The 16,349-nt window shown below is 75.6% G+C and carries 13 protein-coding genes; 4 read left to right on the forward strand and 9 right to left on the reverse strand.

What is annotated here, in order from left to right:
- Positions 1 to 5: 5 nt before the first annotated feature.
- From IEY91_RS06830 to IEY91_RS06845, 4 genes are all read right to left on the reverse strand, one after another.
- Complete coding sequence (locus IEY91_RS06830) at positions 6 to 1,403, reverse strand: sensor histidine kinase (protein ID WP_189173236.1); 1,398 nt, start codon at positions 1,401 to 1,403, stop codon at positions 6 to 8.
- Positions 1,404 to 1,483: 80 nt separating this feature from the next.
- Positions 1,484 to 2,656: a glycosyltransferase 87 family protein gene (locus IEY91_RS06835; protein WP_444545471.1), complete on the reverse strand. Its 1,173-nt coding sequence runs from the start codon at positions 2,654 to 2,656 to the stop codon at positions 1,484 to 1,486.
- Between the two features lie 301 nt (positions 2,657 to 2,957).
- Positions 2,958 to 3,617: a sigma-70 family RNA polymerase sigma factor gene (locus tag IEY91_RS06840; RefSeq protein WP_164319551.1), complete on the reverse strand. Its 660-nt coding sequence runs from the start codon at positions 3,615 to 3,617 to the stop codon at positions 2,958 to 2,960.
- 341 nt (positions 3,618 to 3,958) lie between these two features.
- Complete coding sequence (locus IEY91_RS06845) at positions 3,959 to 4,804, reverse strand: hypothetical protein (RefSeq protein ID WP_189173238.1); 846 nt, start codon at positions 4,802 to 4,804, stop codon at positions 3,959 to 3,961.
- 339 nt (positions 4,805 to 5,143) lie between these two features.
- Here IEY91_RS06845 and IEY91_RS06850 point away from each other — a divergent pair, with 339 nt between their 5' ends.
- Both IEY91_RS06850 and IEY91_RS06855 read left to right on the forward strand, forming a co-directional pair.
- The gene (locus IEY91_RS06850; RefSeq protein WP_189173464.1) at positions 5,144 to 6,280 is read left to right on the forward strand and encodes an MFS transporter; all 1,137 of its coding nucleotides are present in this window, start codon (positions 5,144 to 5,146) and stop codon (positions 6,278 to 6,280) included.
- A gap of 106 nt (positions 6,281 to 6,386) precedes the next feature.
- The gene (locus IEY91_RS06855) at positions 6,387 to 7,580 is read left to right on the forward strand and encodes a sugar ABC transporter permease (protein WP_229696756.1); all 1,194 of its coding nucleotides are present in this window, start codon (positions 6,387 to 6,389) and stop codon (positions 7,578 to 7,580) included.
- Between the two features lie 53 nt (positions 7,581 to 7,633).
- Here the strand turns inward: IEY91_RS06855 and IEY91_RS06860 are convergent, their stop codons facing one another.
- On the reverse strand, positions 7,634 to 8,800 hold the full coding sequence (locus IEY91_RS06860) for an acyl-CoA dehydrogenase family protein (protein ID WP_189173466.1): 1,167 nt from the start codon (positions 8,798 to 8,800) through the stop codon (positions 7,634 to 7,636).
- Between the two features lie 199 nt (positions 8,801 to 8,999).
- On the opposite strand from IEY91_RS06860, the gene IEY91_RS06865 reads away from it, so the two are divergent.
- Positions 9,000 to 10,922, forward strand: coding sequence for a CoA transferase (locus IEY91_RS06865; protein ID WP_189173239.1), 1,923 nt, complete (start codon positions 9,000 to 9,002; stop codon positions 10,920 to 10,922).
- 614 nt (positions 10,923 to 11,536) lie between these two features.
- Positions 11,537 to 13,273 carry a class I adenylate-forming enzyme family protein gene (locus IEY91_RS06870; RefSeq protein ID WP_189173240.1) on the forward strand — a complete coding sequence of 579 codons (1,737 nt, stop codon included), beginning with the start codon at positions 11,537 to 11,539 and terminating at the stop codon, positions 13,271 to 13,273.
- A 53-nt stretch (positions 13,274 to 13,326) separates the two neighbouring features.
- On the opposite strand, the gene IEY91_RS06875 is transcribed toward IEY91_RS06870, so the two are convergent.
- From IEY91_RS06875 to IEY91_RS06890, 4 genes are all read right to left on the reverse strand, one after another.
- Positions 13,327 to 14,139: a metal ABC transporter solute-binding protein, Zn/Mn family gene (locus IEY91_RS06875; RefSeq protein WP_189173241.1), complete on the reverse strand. Its 813-nt coding sequence runs from the start codon at positions 14,137 to 14,139 to the stop codon at positions 13,327 to 13,329.
- The gene (locus IEY91_RS06880; protein WP_164319545.1) at positions 14,094 to 14,966 is read right to left on the reverse strand and encodes a metal ABC transporter permease; all 873 of its coding nucleotides are present in this window, start codon (positions 14,964 to 14,966) and stop codon (positions 14,094 to 14,096) included. Before IEY91_RS06880 ends, IEY91_RS06875 begins: the two co-directional genes overlap by 46 nt.
- Before the next feature lie 127 nt (positions 14,967 to 15,093).
- A complete protein-coding gene (locus tag IEY91_RS06885; RefSeq protein WP_189173242.1) occupies positions 15,094 to 15,732 on the reverse strand; it encodes a metal ABC transporter ATP-binding protein in 639 nt (212 codons plus the stop codon).
- A gap of 100 nt (positions 15,733 to 15,832) precedes the next feature.
- Positions 15,833 to 16,342 (reverse strand): copper chaperone PCu(A)C, encoded by a 510-nt coding sequence (locus IEY91_RS06890; RefSeq protein WP_229696757.1) that lies wholly within the window; start codon positions 16,340 to 16,342, stop codon positions 15,833 to 15,835.
- Positions 16,343 to 16,349 lie beyond the last annotated feature (7 nt).

Here is a 16,349-nt window from a genome sequence, read left to right on the forward strand (position 1 = left end):
GGGTGTCAGGCGGCGCACGGGACCTCCACGCGCAGTTCGGTGGGGCCGCCGACGGGGCTGGACACCACGAGCCGGCCGCGGAGGATCGCGAGCCGGTCCGCGAGGCCGGACAGGCCCGTGCCGGCGTCGGGATCGGCGCCGCCGCACCCGTCGTCGGTGATCACGAGCCGGAGCCGTTCGCGTTCGAGCCTGCCGACCACGGTGACGTGGGAGGCCCCGCTGTGCCGGGCCGCGTTGGCGAGCGCCTCGGTCACGGTGAAGTACGCCGTCGTCTCCACCGCGTCCGGCAGCCGTCGCGGCAGGTCGATGTCGACCGCCACGGGCACGGGGTGGCGCAGCGCGACCTCGGTGACGGCGGCGGCGACGCCGTGGTCGGTGAGGACCCGGGGATGGATGCCGCGGACCAGCTCGCGCAACTGCTCAAGGGCGTGCCGGGCCTCGCCGCGGCCGCGCGCGAGGAGTGCGGCCGCCGCCGGACTGCCGTCACCCAGCTCCAGTTCGGCAAGGCCCAGCGTCATGGTGAGCGCGACGAGCTGCTGCTGCGCACCGTCGTGCAGATCGCGCTCGATGCGCCGCCGTTCGGCCTCGAAGGCGTCGGCGAGGCGCACCCGGGACCGGGTGAGTTCCAGGACGCGCCGGCTCAGCGGCTCCTCGCGCGGGGCGAGCAGGAACCACGCCGTCTTCACCTGCGCACCCGCCAACAGCCCCGCCAGGTACGCCACCACGACGAACCCGACAACGCCCGCCGCGCTGAACGGCACCGCGGCGAGCGGGTCCGGGATCGCCTGCCCCGGCAGCACCATCACCGGTTCCGGCGCCAGCGCCCACACGAGGACGGGCGTCGCCACGAGGATGCCCGCGAGGGCGAGCAGCAGCGTGACGCCGATCCCCGCCGGGGCGAACACGACGCCGAGCAGCACGGCGTACCCCAACTCACGCCAGGTGGCCCGCTCCCGCAGCCGGATCCGCACCCACACCCGCACCCCGGCGTCCCGCACCCGCATCGCCCGATGCGGATCGGGCAGCACCACCGGCTCGACCAGCCGCAGCCGCCGCCGCTCGATCCGCGCGACCGGCACCCCGAGCAGCGCGGCGCCCGTGAGCAGGACAAGCCCCGCCCCGAGGACGGAGAGGAGCAGCCCTGCGGCGATGAGCAGGGCCAGGACCAGGAGGACGGGAAGCCCGAGGAAGGCACCGCTGAGGAGGAAGCAGTAGGCGCGAGGTGGGAGGGGGGAGAGGAGGAAGCGGGGCGGGGGGCGGTGGCGCAGGGCGGTCCAGAGGGTGACTTGGGGGTCGGCGGGTTCGCCGGGAGGCAAGGGCTTGGCGGGCTGCTCCCCCGACACCGCGTCCCCCGACACCGCGTCCCCCGACACCGCGTCCCCCGAGATCGCTTCCCCTGACATCCGTCTGGCCTCCCGCGGGACCCTGCCGTGCATGATCTCCAGAAAGCGTAGCCAGGCGGCGGGGGCCAGGTCGCTGGGTCTTACCCGAGGGTTCGGGGGAGGGTTTTCCCTACCCCGAGGGGGCGCCGGGCGGCCCCGGTCGCGAGCCGTGTCCACACGATGAGTACGACGGGCAGCGCGAGGTAGCCGAAGCGTCCCGCGGGCGCGAGCAGGAAGGCGACGGCCAGGCCCGCCGCGAGGCGGTCGGCGGCGCCGACGGCGTCCGTGGGCGGCCGCAGGACGAGGGAGGCGGCGACGGCGAGCCCGCCGCACAGGAGCAGCGCGACCGCCGCGTACCAGCCGACCGGCCCGAGATCCGCGAGCAGTCGCCCAGGGAGGGGACTCGCTGCCGGGGTCGCCAACTCCCCCCGCCCGGTCGGAAAGGCGAGCACCTGCTGGACCATGGGCCCCGGCGAGAGCAGCGCGCTCGGCAGGATCAGGACCGCCGCCCCCGCAAGCGCCGCCCCGGCGCACCGCAGCGCCGCCCGCCCGCCGCACGTGGCCGCGAGCAGCGCCGCAGCGACCGCGACCGCGGGCCACGTCGTCCACTTGAGGGAGCACGCAAAGGCGAGCACGAGCCCGGCGGCGACGGGCCGTTCGCGCGCCGCGAGCACGAGCGCGAGACAGCACAGCCCGGCCGGCGCGAGGTCCACACCGCTGACGCACAGGGGCAGCGCGACCACCGGCGAGGCGAGCAGCGCGGTGAGGGAGGTGACGTACGAAGAACCTTCCGCGGGCGTACGAATTCCGCGCCCCCGGCGTGTGAGACTCCTGCCCGCGCCCAGGCACAGCAGGAACACCGCCGCGCACCACACCCGGGCGTCGCCGAGCAGCCGCAGCGCGGGCACATGGTCGCCCCACAGCGCCCGGGGAAGGCCGAAGAGCGCCATCCCCGGCAGGTAGGGGTTGTAGTCCGTGACCGTCCGGGGGTCGTCCAGATACGGACTCGCCTGCTGGACGAGCAGCGCGCCCGACCGCTCGATCACCCCGACCTCGCTCTGCGCCCGCCCGGTCAGGACGAGATACAGCAGCGGCACCGCGACGGCCCCCGCCAACGCCGAGGCCACACTGAACGCGCGGGCACGCGGCCGCGGCAGCCCGCACGCGGCGAGCGCGGCGCCCACGTATCCGGCCGCGGCGGAGATCCCCCACACGCGGTGCGTCGGCAGCGTGGAGAAGAGCGGGAACGCGGCCGCCCACCCGGCGGCGAGCAGCCATCCGCCGACCCAGAGCGCCCGGCGGGAGGGCAGGGCGAGAAGCCTCCCGGCGGGATGTTTTGCGAGCTTCGCGTACTCGACGTGCTTTGCGAGCTTTGAGGGCCTTGTTGGGATACGCGGGGCTGCGATCTGCTGTCTGGACACGCTGTTCATTGCAGCCGTGAGGGCCCGGTGCGGTCATGACGGCCAGATCGAGACTTGAGGGTCGGGTTTCCCCGACCACGGGGCCCGCGGGTGCGGGCGGAGGCGGGGCGGGTGCCGCGTGCGGCGGCGAGCGGCGGCACCCACCCCCGAGGGCTCACGCCGCCGCGAGCGCCTCCATCAGATTGGCCCGCGCCCGCGCCACGCGGGAGCGCACCGTGCCGACGGGACAGCCGATGGCGGCTGCGGCCTCGGCGTAGGGCTGCTGGAGCAGTTGGGTGAGGACGAACGCCTCACGCCGCTCCGCCGGTATGGCGTCGAGGAGTTCGGCGAGCGCGATGCCGTCGTCGAAGCCCGGAAGCCCGCGCGGCTGGGCCTGCTCGGCGGCGGCCTGCCAGTCGTCGCGGTCCGAGAGCCGGGGCCGCGCGGCCGCGTGCCGCAGGCTGTCCACGACGGTGCGGCGCGCGATCGAGAGCAGCCAGGTACGCGCCGACGAGCGCCCCTCGAACCGGTGCAGGCTGCCGAGCGCCCGCAGGAACGTGTCCTGCGCGAGGTCGTCGGCGGCCTGCGGGTCGGCGCTGAGGTGCGCGACGTAGCGCAGGACGTCGCGGTGCAGCGCGCGCACGAACCGCTCGACGGCCTCGGGGTCGCCGTCGCGGGCGGCGAGGGCGAGCCGGGTGACGGGTTCGTCGGCGGCGTCGGTGCGGCGGGTGGTGGGGCGGTTGGCGGAACGGTCGGCGCGGCGGTCGGTGGGGCGGTCGGCCGGGTGGTCGGTGGGGTGTTTCTGGGCAGGGGGTGCCGTCAGGGCAGGAGTCATCGCCTGATGTCCTTCTGGAATCCGGAGTTCGGGATCCGGCCGCGCGGGGGCGGGGCCGGTGCTGGGTGTCGTGGGCCCGGCGCCGTGCGGGGCACGGTCGCGGGCCGCTGCCCGACCCGGTGGCGGCGCGGGCGTACCGCGACGTCAGGCCATACGGCGAGACGGGGCGGGACGCGGGGCGGCGGGGCGCGGTGTACGGCGGCGGGGACGGGGGCGTACGAGGACGCGGGGCGCGGGCCGGTCGGCGCCGTGCCGTACGTCTCGGGTGTGCCTTCGCCGTGCTGCCGTACCGCGCCGAAGCGTGCCGTGCGCGGCCGTGGCGGGTCGGGGGAAACCGGCTGTCAGATGACAGCGATCCCGAGGGGCGGACCCCTGGACGTGATGGCGTGTACGAGGAGCAGGCGCCGCGCGTTGCGGGCGCGGAAGTCCCGGCGCGGGCGCAGTCGCGGCCGGTGCGGGGGCGGCGGCAGCCGCAGCGCGAGCCGCAGCGGCGCGACGATCCAGCCCGCGACGGCGCGGCCGACGCGGAACGCGGCACGTTCGCCGTACGCGAGCCACAGGCCGCACAGGAGCGCGGCCAGCAGGTGCGCGGCGAGCATGCCGAGGGGCGACATGCCGCCCATGTCGTGCCCGGAGTGCATGCCGTCCATGCCGCCCGCGCCGCCGCCCATATCGCCCATACCGGCCATGTCGTGGGCGCCGGAGGAGTGGGCGGAGGAGCTGGAGGCCCCGGAGGCGATGGTCTCCTGCATGCCCATCGAATGCTGGGCGTGCCCCGGCGGCGGCCCGTCGAGGCGGTCGGCGAGACCCGCGTCGGTGACGGCGCGCACCGCGTCCGCCTCCGGCATCGGCGCCGAACCGCCCGCCCCGCACAGCAGATGGCGGGCCCACTGCTGGGCGAGCGAGGCACCGCCGCCCGTGGACGCGTGGGCCGCGGCCTGCGCGAACGAGAACCAGGTGTGCAGGGCGGCCTGGGCCACGACGGACGCGGCGGTGACCGTGAGGACGCCGCGCTCGCGGTCGGCGAGGAGCCAGGCACCCGCGAAGGTGGCGGCGGCCGCGCCGGACAGCGCCCACCAGGGCAGCGGAGCCGACGACATCAGGGCGTGGCCGGTGCTCGCGAGCAGCACACAGGCGGCTGCGAACACCGCAGCCCGTACCGCGCGACAGTCTCGGCCCCCAGTCATGGCGGCCTCATCTTTGCATCCGCCTCACGGCGGCAACGGGCGGGTCCGGAATGTTCCGCCACCGCCGGGTCGGTGTGGCCCGGGTCACGGCACGGCCCGGGAACCCGCGCGGGCCCGCATCCGACTCCTGCGAGAGGCACGGCCGCGGGCTGTGGCCTGTGGGCTGTCGGGGACTTGCCGGGGAGTGGCCGAGTGGGAACTGAGGACGCGGGGCGCGAGCCGCCGGAGGCACCTGACGTACCGGAGGCACCTGACGTACGTGTGGCGCCCGACGCAACAGGAGCACCCACCGGCACCACCGGGGGCGCCCGCGTCCCCACCGCCCTCCTCACCTCCGCCATGGCCTTCTCCATGCTCCAGCTCTTCCTCCTCGGCGCGCTCGGCCCGCGCCTCGTGGACGAGTTGGACTTCTCACCCACGGTGCTGGGCCTGACGACGACGATCGGGTTCGGTACGGCCGCCGTCCTGTCGCCCGCGGGCGGCCGGATCGTGGACCGGGTGGGCCCGCGCCGCGCCCTGGCCGCGCTGCTCCTGCTCTCGGCGGCGGCGCTCGCGCTGATCGGCGCGGCGCCCGGGGCGGGCTTCCTGCTTGCGGCCGTGGCCCTCGGCGGACTGCCGCAGGCCCTCGCCAACCCGGCGACGAACAAGGCGATCCTGGCCGCCGTGGAACCCGCGCGGCGGGGCGCGGTGACGGGCATGAAGCAGTCCGGCGTCCAACTGGGCGCGTTCGCGGCGGGCCTGCCCCTCGCGGCGCTCGCGGGGTGGGTCGGCTGGCGCGGCGCGGTGTGGACGGCGGCGGGTGCCGCCGTGGTGACGGCGGGGTGGGCGCTGCGGGCGCTGCCGCCGGACCCGCCCGCGCGGACGGGTGCGCCGCGCGCGTCTCTCGTACCGCGAGGTGCGATCGCCTGGCTGGCGGCGTTCTCGCTGCTGCTCGGCTGCGGCATCGCGTCGGTCAACACGTACTTGGCGCTGTACGGGGTGCGTCGCCTCGACATGGGGGCCGGGGCGGCGGGCGCGCTGGTGGCCGTGCTGGGCGTGGCCGGGGTGGTGGGCCGGGTCGCGTGGTCCAAGGCGGCGCGGCCCGGCCGGGCGGAGTGGCTGCCGGGGTGGCTCGCGGCGGGCGCGGTGGGCGCGGCGCTGCTCCTGGCAGGGGCGGCGGCGGTGGGCCCGCTGGTGTGGGTGGCGGCGGTGGCCGTGGGCGTGTTCGCGGTGTCGGCCAACGCGGTCTCCATGGTCCTGGTCATGCAACGCGCGGCCCCGGGCCACGCGGGCCAGGACTCGGCCCTGGTCTCAGCAGGCTTCTTCACGGGCTTCGCCCTGGGCCCACCCCTCTTCGGCCTCCTCGCCGCGTCGGACCGCTACGGGTGGGGCTGGTCCTTGGTGGCGGCGGAGTTCGCGGCGGCGTGCGGGGTGGGGTTGGTGTGGGCGGTACGGGAGCGGGGCCTTGCCCGGCAGACGACGGGCCCGGTCCGATGACGGCCCGGCCCGGTCCTGCGTGCGAGACCGCGTACGAGGCCGTGGCCGTGCCCCGGGACGAGGTCGGCGCGCGGTTTCCGTTGTCCGCGGTCCCCGGCACGGAAAGATGGGCGAGGCCGCTGTGTGGGTCCTGGACGGGGGGCTTGTGGTGACGGCCTGGCCCCGCTCCGCGGACGAGACCGCGTACCAGCCCCTGTACGAGACGGCATACGAGGCCGTGCTCGGGCGCGTGGCCGTGGCCCGGGGCGAGGTCGGCGCCCGGTTTCCGCTGTCCGCCGACCCCGGCACCGGAGCGTGGAAGACGACCCGGCGCGGGTCCTGGACCGGCGGCTTCTGGGCGGGGCTGCTGTGGCTGCGTGCCCGGCACACCGGCGACCCGGCGGACCGCGCGGCGGCCGAGGCGTGCACCGCGCGCCTCGCCGACTGGGCCGGGGCGGACACCGCCACACGCGGCCTGATCCTCTGGTACGGCACGGCCCTGGCCCCCGACTCGACGGCGGCCACCACCCTCCGCGCCCACGCCGCCCGCACCTGCCTCACCGCACTCGACCCCCAACTCGGCCTCGTCCCCTGGGGCTCGGCCTTCGGCGGCCCCCGCCTGCTCGCTCGCGCGGACGCGGTACCGGGCCTCGTACCCCTCCTCGCCTCGGCAGGCCCGCAGGGCAGTGACGCGGCGGCGTCCCACCTGCACCGCCACCTCGACCTGTGCGTCGATGCCACGCCCCGCCTCGCCCCCGCCTGGGAGCACACCCCCACCACCGGCTGGCGCCCCCTCGCCGAACCGGCCCCCGGCTGGAGCCGCGGCCGAGCCTGGCTCCTGCTCGCCGTCGCGGACGCGTCGGTACGCCGTGACGGTGCCGTCGGGGACCCCGACCACCTGCGTGCGGTGGCGACACGGCTGGGGGCACCGCTGCCCGGAGGACGCCCCGAGGCGGGCGCGGCGCCGCCCGGCGACGACGTGACGTCATCCCCCCTGGTCCCACCCGCCGACGAAGACCACCCCGACGGCCCCCTGGACACCTCCGCCGCAGCCATCACGGCCGTCGCCCTGCTCAAACTCGCCCTGCTGCCCGGCGCGGAGGCCTGCGCGCGCCGAGCGGAGGCGATCGTGCACCGCCTGATCAGCAAGCACCTGACCGGAACCGGAACCGGCACCACCCGCCCACCGGGCATGCTCCTCGACGGCTGCCACGACGCCCCCACCCGAACGGCCGTCCGCCACGAACTGATCTGGGGCGACTTCTACTTGGCCCTGGCCCTGGCCGCCCTGACGGGCAAGGCGGACCTGCGCGACGTATGACGTACGAGGCATGACGAACGACGCACGCCGGATGACGCACGAGGCATGACGCCCTAGACGTACCCGCCCAGCACCCGCCGCGCCACCGACGTGATGTGCGACTCGTCCGGCCCGTCGAGGATCCGTGCCGCGCGCCCGGTGCGCAGGAGCGCGGGCAGTGCGGTGTCCGGGCCGAGTCCGGCCGCGCCGTGGACCTGGATGGCCGCGTCCACGACCTGCTGGAGCGTGCGCGCGGCCGCGACCTTGGCGAGGCCCACCTCGACGTGGGCGTCCTCGCCCGTGGCGAGCCGCGCCACGGCCTCGTGGACCAGCGGACGCGTCGTACGCAGCGCGAGCAGCGACTCGAAGACATGGCGCTGGACGAGCTGCTGGGAGGAGAGCGGGCCGCGCGACCCCGTGCGGGTGACGGCGCGGGCGGCCATCAGGTCGAAGGCCCGCTGGGCCTGCCCGAGCCAGCGCAGACAGCGCAGGGTACGGCCGAGTTGGAGCCGTTCCCCGGCGACGGCGAGGGCGGCTCCGCGTGCGCCGACGAGGTGGTCGGCGGGTACGCGTACGCCGTCGAACGCGATCTCCCACTGCCCGCTCGCACCCAGGACGGGCAGTTCGCGTACGAGGCGGAAGCCGGGGGACGCGGTGGGCACGAGGAAGAGGGACAGACCGTCGCGGTCGGGCGGCGCGCCGTCGGTGCGGGCGAGCACGGTGACGAGGTCGGCGCCGCCCGCGCCCGAGGTGAACCACTTGCGGCCGGTGAGCCGCCAACTCCCGTCCGGCTCGCGGGTGGCGCGGGTGGCGGTGAGGAAGGGGTCGGTGCCCGGTACGTCGGGTTCGGTCATGGCGTAGCAGGTGCGGAGGTCGCCGGCGACGAGGCCGGTGAGGTACTCCTCGCGGATGCGTACGGTGCCGTGGGCGCGCAGCATCAGTACGTCGAGCAGCGGCGCGGACCCGAGGACGGCGGGCCCGTGGTCACTGGCCCCCTCGACCTCGGCGAACGCCGCGTACCGCTCCAGACAGAGCCCCTGCCCACCCCACTCGGCGGGCAACGGCAGCGCCCACAACCCCGCCCGCCGGGCCCGCTCCTGCAACTCCCGCAGCACGGCGTCGGCACGCGGTCCACCGGCGTCCAGGAGCCCTTCATGCGGCACGACATGCTCGGCGACGAAGGCGGCAACCCGCCCGGGAAGCCCGTCGGACGCCGGACCCGCACCGCCTGACGCCGCCACCCCACCCCCCGCCCGCGCTCCCGCCACATCCCGCTCACTCAGCTCCGCCACCGCTTCCTCCAGTTCGTCGGGAACCCGCGGGCCCGGGCGCCCGACTGTCTCTCCATGGAACTGGTCGGCTGCCGACGGCCTCGGGTTCCCGCGTTCGGAACGACCCCGGCGGGCCTTGTCCCGTGCCGGGAGAGGAGACACGACTGACATGACGTCACCACCCCTCACCACCGCACAGACCACCGCCCGGCCCCTGGAAGCGCTCCGCTGCGACATCGGCGGACCGCCCGAGCTGACGCGGGTCGTCGCCGAACATCTGCGTCTGCTCGGAGCCGAGACCCATGGCACACCGGGCGACGGCGGGACCGTGGGTGCCCCCGATGCCCGGGGTGCTACGAGTGCCCACGTCGCCCTCGCCGGGGCCGGGTTCGGCCTGGTGACGGCCGAGGTGCTCTGGGCGGAGCCGGAGGGCGCTGCCTCGCGCGACGCCGTAGCCTCCGGCCAAAGGGACGCCGTGGCGCCCGGCAGCCACACCCCTGCCCCCCACCGGCTCCTGCCCGCCCAAGACGAACCCACCGTCCAAGCAGCCACCGGCATCATGGCCGTGCACGGGCGCCGCGACGGCGCCCCGCGCGGGCTCGGCGCCGACTACGCGGCCACCGCCGCGGGCGTCCTCGCCGTCCAGGGCCTGCTGGCCCAGCTCCTCGCGCAGGCGCGCGGCGGCGAGGCGCGTACGGCGGGACGTGTGCGTACCAGCGCCGCCCGCGCGGGGCTGCTCGCCGTGTCGCAGTACTTCGCCGCGACCGGCGCCGACGAGGGCGAGGCGGCCGAACTCGCCCCGGGCGGTCCCCCGTTCACCTCCGCCGACGGCACCCTCTTCGAGCTGGAGACCCTCGACCCCGGCGCCTGGGCGGCGTTCTGGCGTGCCCTCGACGCCCCGCCGGAGGCGATACGCGGCGGCTGGCGCCCCTTCCAGTTCCGGTACGCCACCGCCTGCGCCCCCTTCCCCGAAGCCCTGCACACCACGGCCCGCGGCCACCGCTGGACACGTGTCCAGGAGGCGGCCGCCGCGTCCGGCGCCGAGGTGTGCGCTCTGCGCACCCTCGCCGGGCGGGCCGCGGAGTACGACGGCGCGGCCCCCTGGTCCCTGGCCCGGCTCAGCCCGGCCGCCCCGCCACCGAGGGAGCGGGACAGTCAACTGCCCACCGCCGACGCCCCGTTGGCGGGGCTCACCGTCCTGGAGGCGGGCCGCCGCATCCAGGCCCCGCTGGCCGCCCACCTGCTGCGCCTCCTCGGCGCCGACGTCGTCCGCGTCGAGCCGCCGGGCGGCGACCCGCTGCGCGGCATGCCGCCCGCCTGCGACGGCGTCTCGGCCCGCTGGCTGGCCCTCAACCGCGGCAAGCGCGCCGTCGAGGCCGACATCAAGTCGCCCTCCGGACGCCGCCGCCTGCGCGAACTCGTCGCCGGCGCGGACGTGTTCCTGCACAACTGGGCTCCCGGCAAGGCCGCCCAGCTCGGCCTGGACGCCGCCGACCTGGCCGCCGTCAACCCCGGCCTGGTGTACGCGTACACCAGCGGCTGGGCCGACCGGCTCGACGACGCCCCCATGGGCACGGACTTCATGGTCCAGGCCCGCACGGCCGTCGGCGAGGCGGTGCGCCCGGCCGACGAGCCGCCCGCGCCCTCCTTGATGACCCTCCTCGACGTACTCGGCGGCCTCCTCGGCGCGGAGGCCGTCCTCGCCGGACTGCTCCTGCGCGAACGCAACGGCGGCCTCGGCGTTCGCGTCGACTCCTCCCTCCTCGCCGCCGCCGACACCCTCACCGCCCCCGCCCTGCGCCGCGCCGCCCGGGGCACCGACCCCCGCCCGCCCGCGGGCTTCCGCCGCCCCCTGCGCACCGCCGACGGCTGGCTCGCCCCGACCGACACCTGCGCGGCAGCGGCAGCGGCGTACGACCTGACCGCCCTGCCCACACCCCGGGCCCTGACCCTCCTCAACTCCCACGGCCTGACGGCGACTCCGGTGACGACGGACCTAGCGTCCCTCCACACCGACCCCCGCTTCGCCGGGTCGATCGGCCGAGACACACACGGCGCCCCCGTGGTCCCGGACCCGTGGACCTTCACATGAGGCCCGCCCCCGGCCCCTGAACGGCGCGGCAGACGGGTCCGCCGACCGGCTGCGTCGGTACGCCCGGGATTCTCGGTACGCCGGATGCCCTCGTCAGGTGGGGCCCGGGCCTGCGGGGCGGTGGGTTCCGGATCTCGGGGCCCGGCACCTGGGTCCGGATCCCCGGATCCCCGGCGTTCGGGTCTGCGGGGTTCTGGGTTCCGGGCTCGCGGGCCCAGGCGCCCCGGAGTTCAGCTCTCGGCCTTCGGGGCTCGGATCTTCGAGTCCTGTGTCCCGGGGCCTCGGGTCCCAGTCCTCAGTCCCCGGCTCCCAGTCCCCGGCCTCCAGGCCCGGCGCTTGATTTCCCGGCCCGAGCCCGCCCTCCTCCACCCGGCCCACACCCCCAGCTGACTCCCCGAGATTCGGCAACCCTCCGGGAGCCGAGGCGCAGGGCCCGACCCAGAGACAAGCCCACACACCTGCCCCGAAACCAGCCCCTCCAGCGAAGCCCCGAAGCCCCGAAGCCCCGAAGCCCCGAAGTCCGACCCGGGGTCCAAGCCACAGGCCCCGGACGGCCCGCCCCCGGACGGCCCCCTCCCCTCCCAAGCCACTCCCAAGCCCCTCAGGAGCCCCCAATGACTCACCCCCTGAACGACCTTCTCCCCGCCTCCCTCCGCCGTACCTGGGCCGTCGACGGGACCTGCCCCGATCTCGACCTCTACAGCCTGTTCCGGGCGCGCCAGATCGGCGATCTGCACCGCACCGCCGTCATCGACGCCAAGGGCAAGCTCTGTTACACCGCCCTGGACCGCAAGGTCCGATGTCTGGCCGTCGGGCTCAGAGAGCTCGGCATCGCGTCCGGCGACGTCGTCGGCGTACAACTGCCCAACAACCGGAACGCCGTGATCGCCGACCTCGCGCTCGCTGCGATCGGCGCGGTCGCGCTCCCCTTCCCCGTGGGCCGGGGCGCCGCCGAGGCCACGAGCCTGCTGCACCGCGCGCAGGCCGTGGCCGTCATCGCCGCCACGGAACACCGCGGCACCCACCCCGCGGCGGCGCTCACGGCGTCGACGACTGCCGAGACGGCCGCCGAGGCGACTGCGCAGTCGACGACCGCGACCGACCCCGCCACGAAGCCGCCCCTCCGCCACGTCATAGCCGTCGGCCCAGGCCCCGCCCCCGAAGGCACCGTCCCCTTCGCGGAGTTGCTGCGCCGCAGCGACCCCGCCGCGTTCGTCGCCGCCCGCCCCGACCCCGACGGCCCCGCCCGCATCCTCGTGTCCTCGGGCTCCGAGGCCGAGCCGAAGATGGTGGCGTACTCGCACAACGCCTTGGCCGGTGGCCGGGGCAACTTCTTCGCCTCGCTCATGCCGGACCCGGCGACCCCGCCGCGCTGCCTGTTCCTCGTCCCGCTCGCGTCGGCGTTCGGCTCCAACGGCACGGCCGTCGTCCTCGCCCGGCACGGCGGCACCCTCGTACTGCTCGACCACTTCACGCCGGAGGCCGCGATCGCCGCCGTACGGGAGCACGAACCCACGCACGTCCTGGGCGTGCCCACCATGGCCCGCATGGTCCTCGACCGCCTGGAGCAGGAACGGGAACAGGACCAGGAGGGCGCGGGCAAGCTGCCCGCGCCGACCGCGCTCGTCCTCGGCGGCTCCCCGCTCGACGCCACCACGGCGGCCGAGGCCCGCCACGCCTTCGGCTGCCCGGTGGTGAATCTGTACGGCTCCGCGGACGGCGTCAACTGCCATACGGGACTGGGTGATCGGCAGGACGCGGAGGACGGCACCGGCGGCCACGGCATGGTCGCGGGCCGCCCCGACCCCCGCGTCGCCGACATCCGCGTCGCCGACCCCGTCACCCACGAGCCCCTGCCGGACGGCGCCGTCGGCGAGATCGTCGCACGCGGCCCGATGACCCCGCTCTGCTACGTCGGCGCCCCCGAACTCGACGCCCGCTACCGCACCCCCGACGGCTGGGTCCGCACCGGCGACCTCGGGCTCCTCGACGCGGACGGCGTCCTGCACGTCGTCGGCCGCCTCAAGGACGTGGTGATCCGCGGCGGCGCCAACATCAGCCCCGCGGAGGTCGAACGGGAGCTGAGCGCCCATCCGTCGATACGTGACGTGGTGTGCGTCGGCGTACCGGACCCGGTGATGGGGGAGCGCCTCGCGGCCTGCGTGGTTCCGGCGGCCCGCGCCGCCGACTCCGACGCGCCCACCCTGGACGACCTCGCCCAGCACCTCACCGCACGCGGCCTCGACCGCGGCAAGCACCCCGAACGGCTGCTGCTCGTCCGGGAGTTGCCGCTGACCCCGGCGGGCAAGCCGGACCGCGCGGCCCTGCGGGAGCGGGCCGCACGCGTCTGACCGAGGGGTTCCCGGGGCCGAGCGGGCCCCGGGAACCCCTCGGTCAGCGGCCCTCAGGCCCCCTTCATCGCCTTCTTCAACTGCGCCGCGGCCTCCCGATACACCGGCAGCAACTCCAGATCCTTCCCCGGATAGTTGACGATCTTCACCTGCTCGGCCCCGGAGTCGGGCAGTACCTTCCCGGTGGACATGTGCGCGTTGTCGAGCACGAGCGCGGGCTTCTTCGCGGAGAGTCCGGCGAGCTGGGAGGCGGTCACGGCTTCGGGTCCGTACGTTCCGACGGTCCGCGCGCCCGCCATCCGCGCCGACCACGTGGTGAACACCTGGCTGACGACGGCCGGGCTCCTGCCGCCGGGCCAGGACGCCTTGAGGTCCTTGGAGAGCCGCGCGTACTCGTGGTCGAAGGTCTTGTTCCAGCGCGCGGCCGCGCCCTTCGTGCCGAACAGGCCGCCGAGGCGGGTGACTTCGCCGCGCACCTTGCCTGCGTCGTTGTCGAGGTTCACCTTCACGAGTTCGGCGTCGGAGCCCGCCGCGTCCTTGATCTTGTCGGCGTACGGCTCGAAGGGCGCGTACAGAACGAAGTCGGCCTTCGCGACGGCGGCGAGGTCGGACGGCTTGGGGTCGTAGTCGGGCGCGTGCTGCGTGGACGGCGGGACCAGGACGGTGACGTCCTCGGCGCCCGCGGCCTTGGCGAACGCGCCCTCCCAGGTGGTCGTGGCGACGACGACGGGCCCGCCCTTCTTGCCGTCGGAGCCGCTGCCGGCGCCGTCGGACTTGTCGTCGTCACCGCAGCCGGCGGCCGTCAGGGCGAGCGCGGCGCTCAGTGCGACGACGGAGGCGCGGCGGCGGGTGCGGGGGGTGGACATGAGGTGATGCTCCGTTCGGGGATGAGATGGACGGCGAGGACGACGGCCCCCGCGGTCAGGACGAGGACCGGCCCTGGCGGCCAGTCCAGCCAGAGGGCGATGAGGAAGCCGGTGACGTTGACGGCGACGCCGATGGCCACGGCCCACAGCGCGATGGTGGTGAGCCGCTTGCCGAGACGGCGTGCGGCGAGGGCGGGCAGCAGGGTGAGGGCGTCCACGAGCAGCGCCCCGGTCAGCTTGATCGCGCCCGCCACGGCGACGGCGACGAGGACGAGCAGGACGACGGTGAGCGGGCCGACGCGCACGCCCGAGCACTGGGCGAGCTCGCGGTCGTACAGCAGGAGTGCGAGGTCGCGCCGCCGCCACCAGAACAGCGCCGGTACGACGACGGCGAGCACGCCGACCACGACGATGTCCGCGCTGCCGACGGACAGGATCGACCCCCACAGCAGCGCGAACGCGCCGGAGGCGTTGACCCCGGAGACGGAAAGCACGAGCAGCGCCGCCGCGATGGCCATGCTCATGAGCAGCCCCATCGCCCCGGAAAGCCCGGCGGGCGTCCTGGCGAGCGGCGCGACCCCGGCCCCCGCGAGCGCGCACGCCACAAGGGCGCACAGCATCGGATCAAGCCCGGTCAACAGCCCCACCGCGATGCCCAGCAACGCGACATGCATCATCGCGAACCGCACCGGCATGATGTCGAGCCCCACGATGACCACACCGACGATCGGCAGCCCGACGGCAGCGAGCAACAACGCGAACCCGGCCCGCTGCACGGGCACGAGTTCAAGCATCAGCCCGAGGTCGGCGGTGGCGAGAAGGCTCATTCCTGCACCCATTCCAGCCCGTCCGGCGTTTGACGACGAGGCCGTTCAGGCCGATGGGCGGGGGTCCAGGGGGCGGCAGCCCTCTGGTTTCGGGAAGGGGCGGGCTTGGGGAGCCCCCGGCAAGGCCTCACAGCTCCACCTCCCGCAGCCGCCCAGCCGCCATGTCCAGCACCCGATCGCACCGCGAGGCAAGCGCCCGATCGTGCGTGACGACAACAACCGTGACCGGCAGAGCCGTGAGCACCGCGGCAGCCTCCTCCTGCCCCGCGAAGTCGAGCGCGGCAGTGGGCTCGTCGGCGAGCAACACCCCGGCCCCGGCGCCCACACACCCGATGGCCCGGGCCAGGTACATCCGCTGCAACTGCCCCCCGGACAACGTGTCCAGAGCCTGCCGCCGCAAGTCACCCACCCCCAGGGCACGGGCGGCGTCAGCCGCCTGCTCGGGCGCGCCCCCGGAGTCCAGCAACTCACCCGCGAGCAGCGGAAACCGCCCCGCAGCTGGCTTCTGCGGCACCCACGCGCAAGCCCGCCGCCGCCAGGCCCGATCCGCCGCGGACGCGGTGCCGCGCCCACCGACGAGGATGCTGCCGGCGGCGGGCCGGTGCAGCCCGAGGACGGCCCGCAGCAGCGTGGACTTGCCGGACCCGTTGGTCCCGGTCAGCGCCACGCGTTCCCCCGCGGCGACCTCCAGGTCCACCCCGTCGACGGCGACCACGCGCCCGTGCCCGCAGGTCACACCCCGCATGTGTACGTCCAGACCACCCATCCGCCGCCCGTGCCCCTCTCCCGCCCGCTGCCTTGTGCGGCAGTAGTCGGACGGGCGGCGAGGGAAGTTCCCGTACACACGAAACGAACGGACCCGCGGCTCAACTCCCGGGCCTGACCACCTCAGCCCGCACAACCACCTCACCGGCATGCCGGAACCGCAGCACGAACCGCACCTCGTCGCCCAGCCGCAGCGGCTTCCGGGGCCGCAGCATCACGTCCAGGCCCTCGGGCGTCATCCGCACCACGGACCGCGCGGGCACGGCCGCGGAGTCCACCATCCGCATCGACTCCACGTTCCCGGGCCGCTCCACGGTCCGGCTGAGCATCACGTCGTCGGCGTCGGGCGAGCGGACGGACAGCAACTCGTCGCCGGACTCCCCGCTGTTGGTGATCCGGAAGAACGCGGCGGTCTCCACCTTGCCGCCGTACGCCAGGAACACCCGCCCGTCCCCGACGGCGATCCGCGAAGGCCCGCCCGCGGCCCCCACGGCGACCCAGGCCGAAAGCCCGCACAGGGCGAGCGCGCAGGCGAGGACGGGGGCCAGCACACCGGGCAACGCGGCCCACACACGCCCCGCGTACAGCGAGGTCCCGCCTTCATCGTTCACGTCACTC

Origin of the sequence: Streptomyces lasiicapitis, from assembly GCF_014646335.1 — a bacterium.
GTDB classification, from domain to species: domain Bacteria; phylum Actinomycetota; class Actinomycetes; order Streptomycetales; family Streptomycetaceae; genus Streptomyces; species Streptomyces lasiicapitis.

What these genes read in the sequence shown, in the direction of transcription:
- IEY91_RS06830 (WP_189173236.1), bottom strand. Translation starts at nt 1,403, where the DNA reads ATGTCAGGGGAAGCGATCTCGGGGGACGCGGTGTCGGGGGACGCGGTG.
- IEY91_RS06840 (WP_164319551.1), bottom strand. Translation starts at nt 3,617, where the DNA reads ATGACTCCTGCCCTGACGGCACCCCCTGCCCAGAAACACCCCACCGAC.
- IEY91_RS06845 (WP_189173238.1), bottom strand. Translation starts at nt 4,804, where the DNA reads ATGACTGGGGGCCGAGACTGTCGCGCGGTACGGGCTGCGGTGTTCGCA.
- IEY91_RS06850 (WP_189173464.1), top strand. Translation starts at nt 5,144, where the DNA reads ATGGCCTTCTCCATGCTCCAGCTCTTCCTCCTCGGCGCGCTCGGCCCG.
- IEY91_RS06855 (WP_229696756.1), top strand. Translation starts at nt 6,387, where the DNA reads ATGGGCGAGGCCGCTGTGTGGGTCCTGGACGGGGGGCTTGTGGTGACG.
- IEY91_RS06865 (WP_189173239.1), top strand. Translation starts at nt 9,000, where the DNA reads ATGACGTCACCACCCCTCACCACCGCACAGACCACCGCCCGGCCCCTG.
- IEY91_RS06870 (WP_189173240.1), top strand. Translation starts at nt 11,537, where the DNA reads ATGACTCACCCCCTGAACGACCTTCTCCCCGCCTCCCTCCGCCGTACC.
- IEY91_RS06875 (WP_189173241.1), bottom strand. Translation starts at nt 14,139, where the DNA reads ATGTCCACCCCCCGCACCCGCCGCCGCGCCTCCGTCGTCGCACTGAGC.
- IEY91_RS06880 (WP_164319545.1), bottom strand. Translation starts at nt 14,966, where the DNA reads ATGAGCCTTCTCGCCACCGCCGACCTCGGGCTGATGCTTGAACTCGTG.
- IEY91_RS06885 (WP_189173242.1), bottom strand. Translation starts at nt 15,732, where the DNA reads ATGGGTGGTCTGGACGTACACATGCGGGGTGTGACCTGCGGGCACGGG.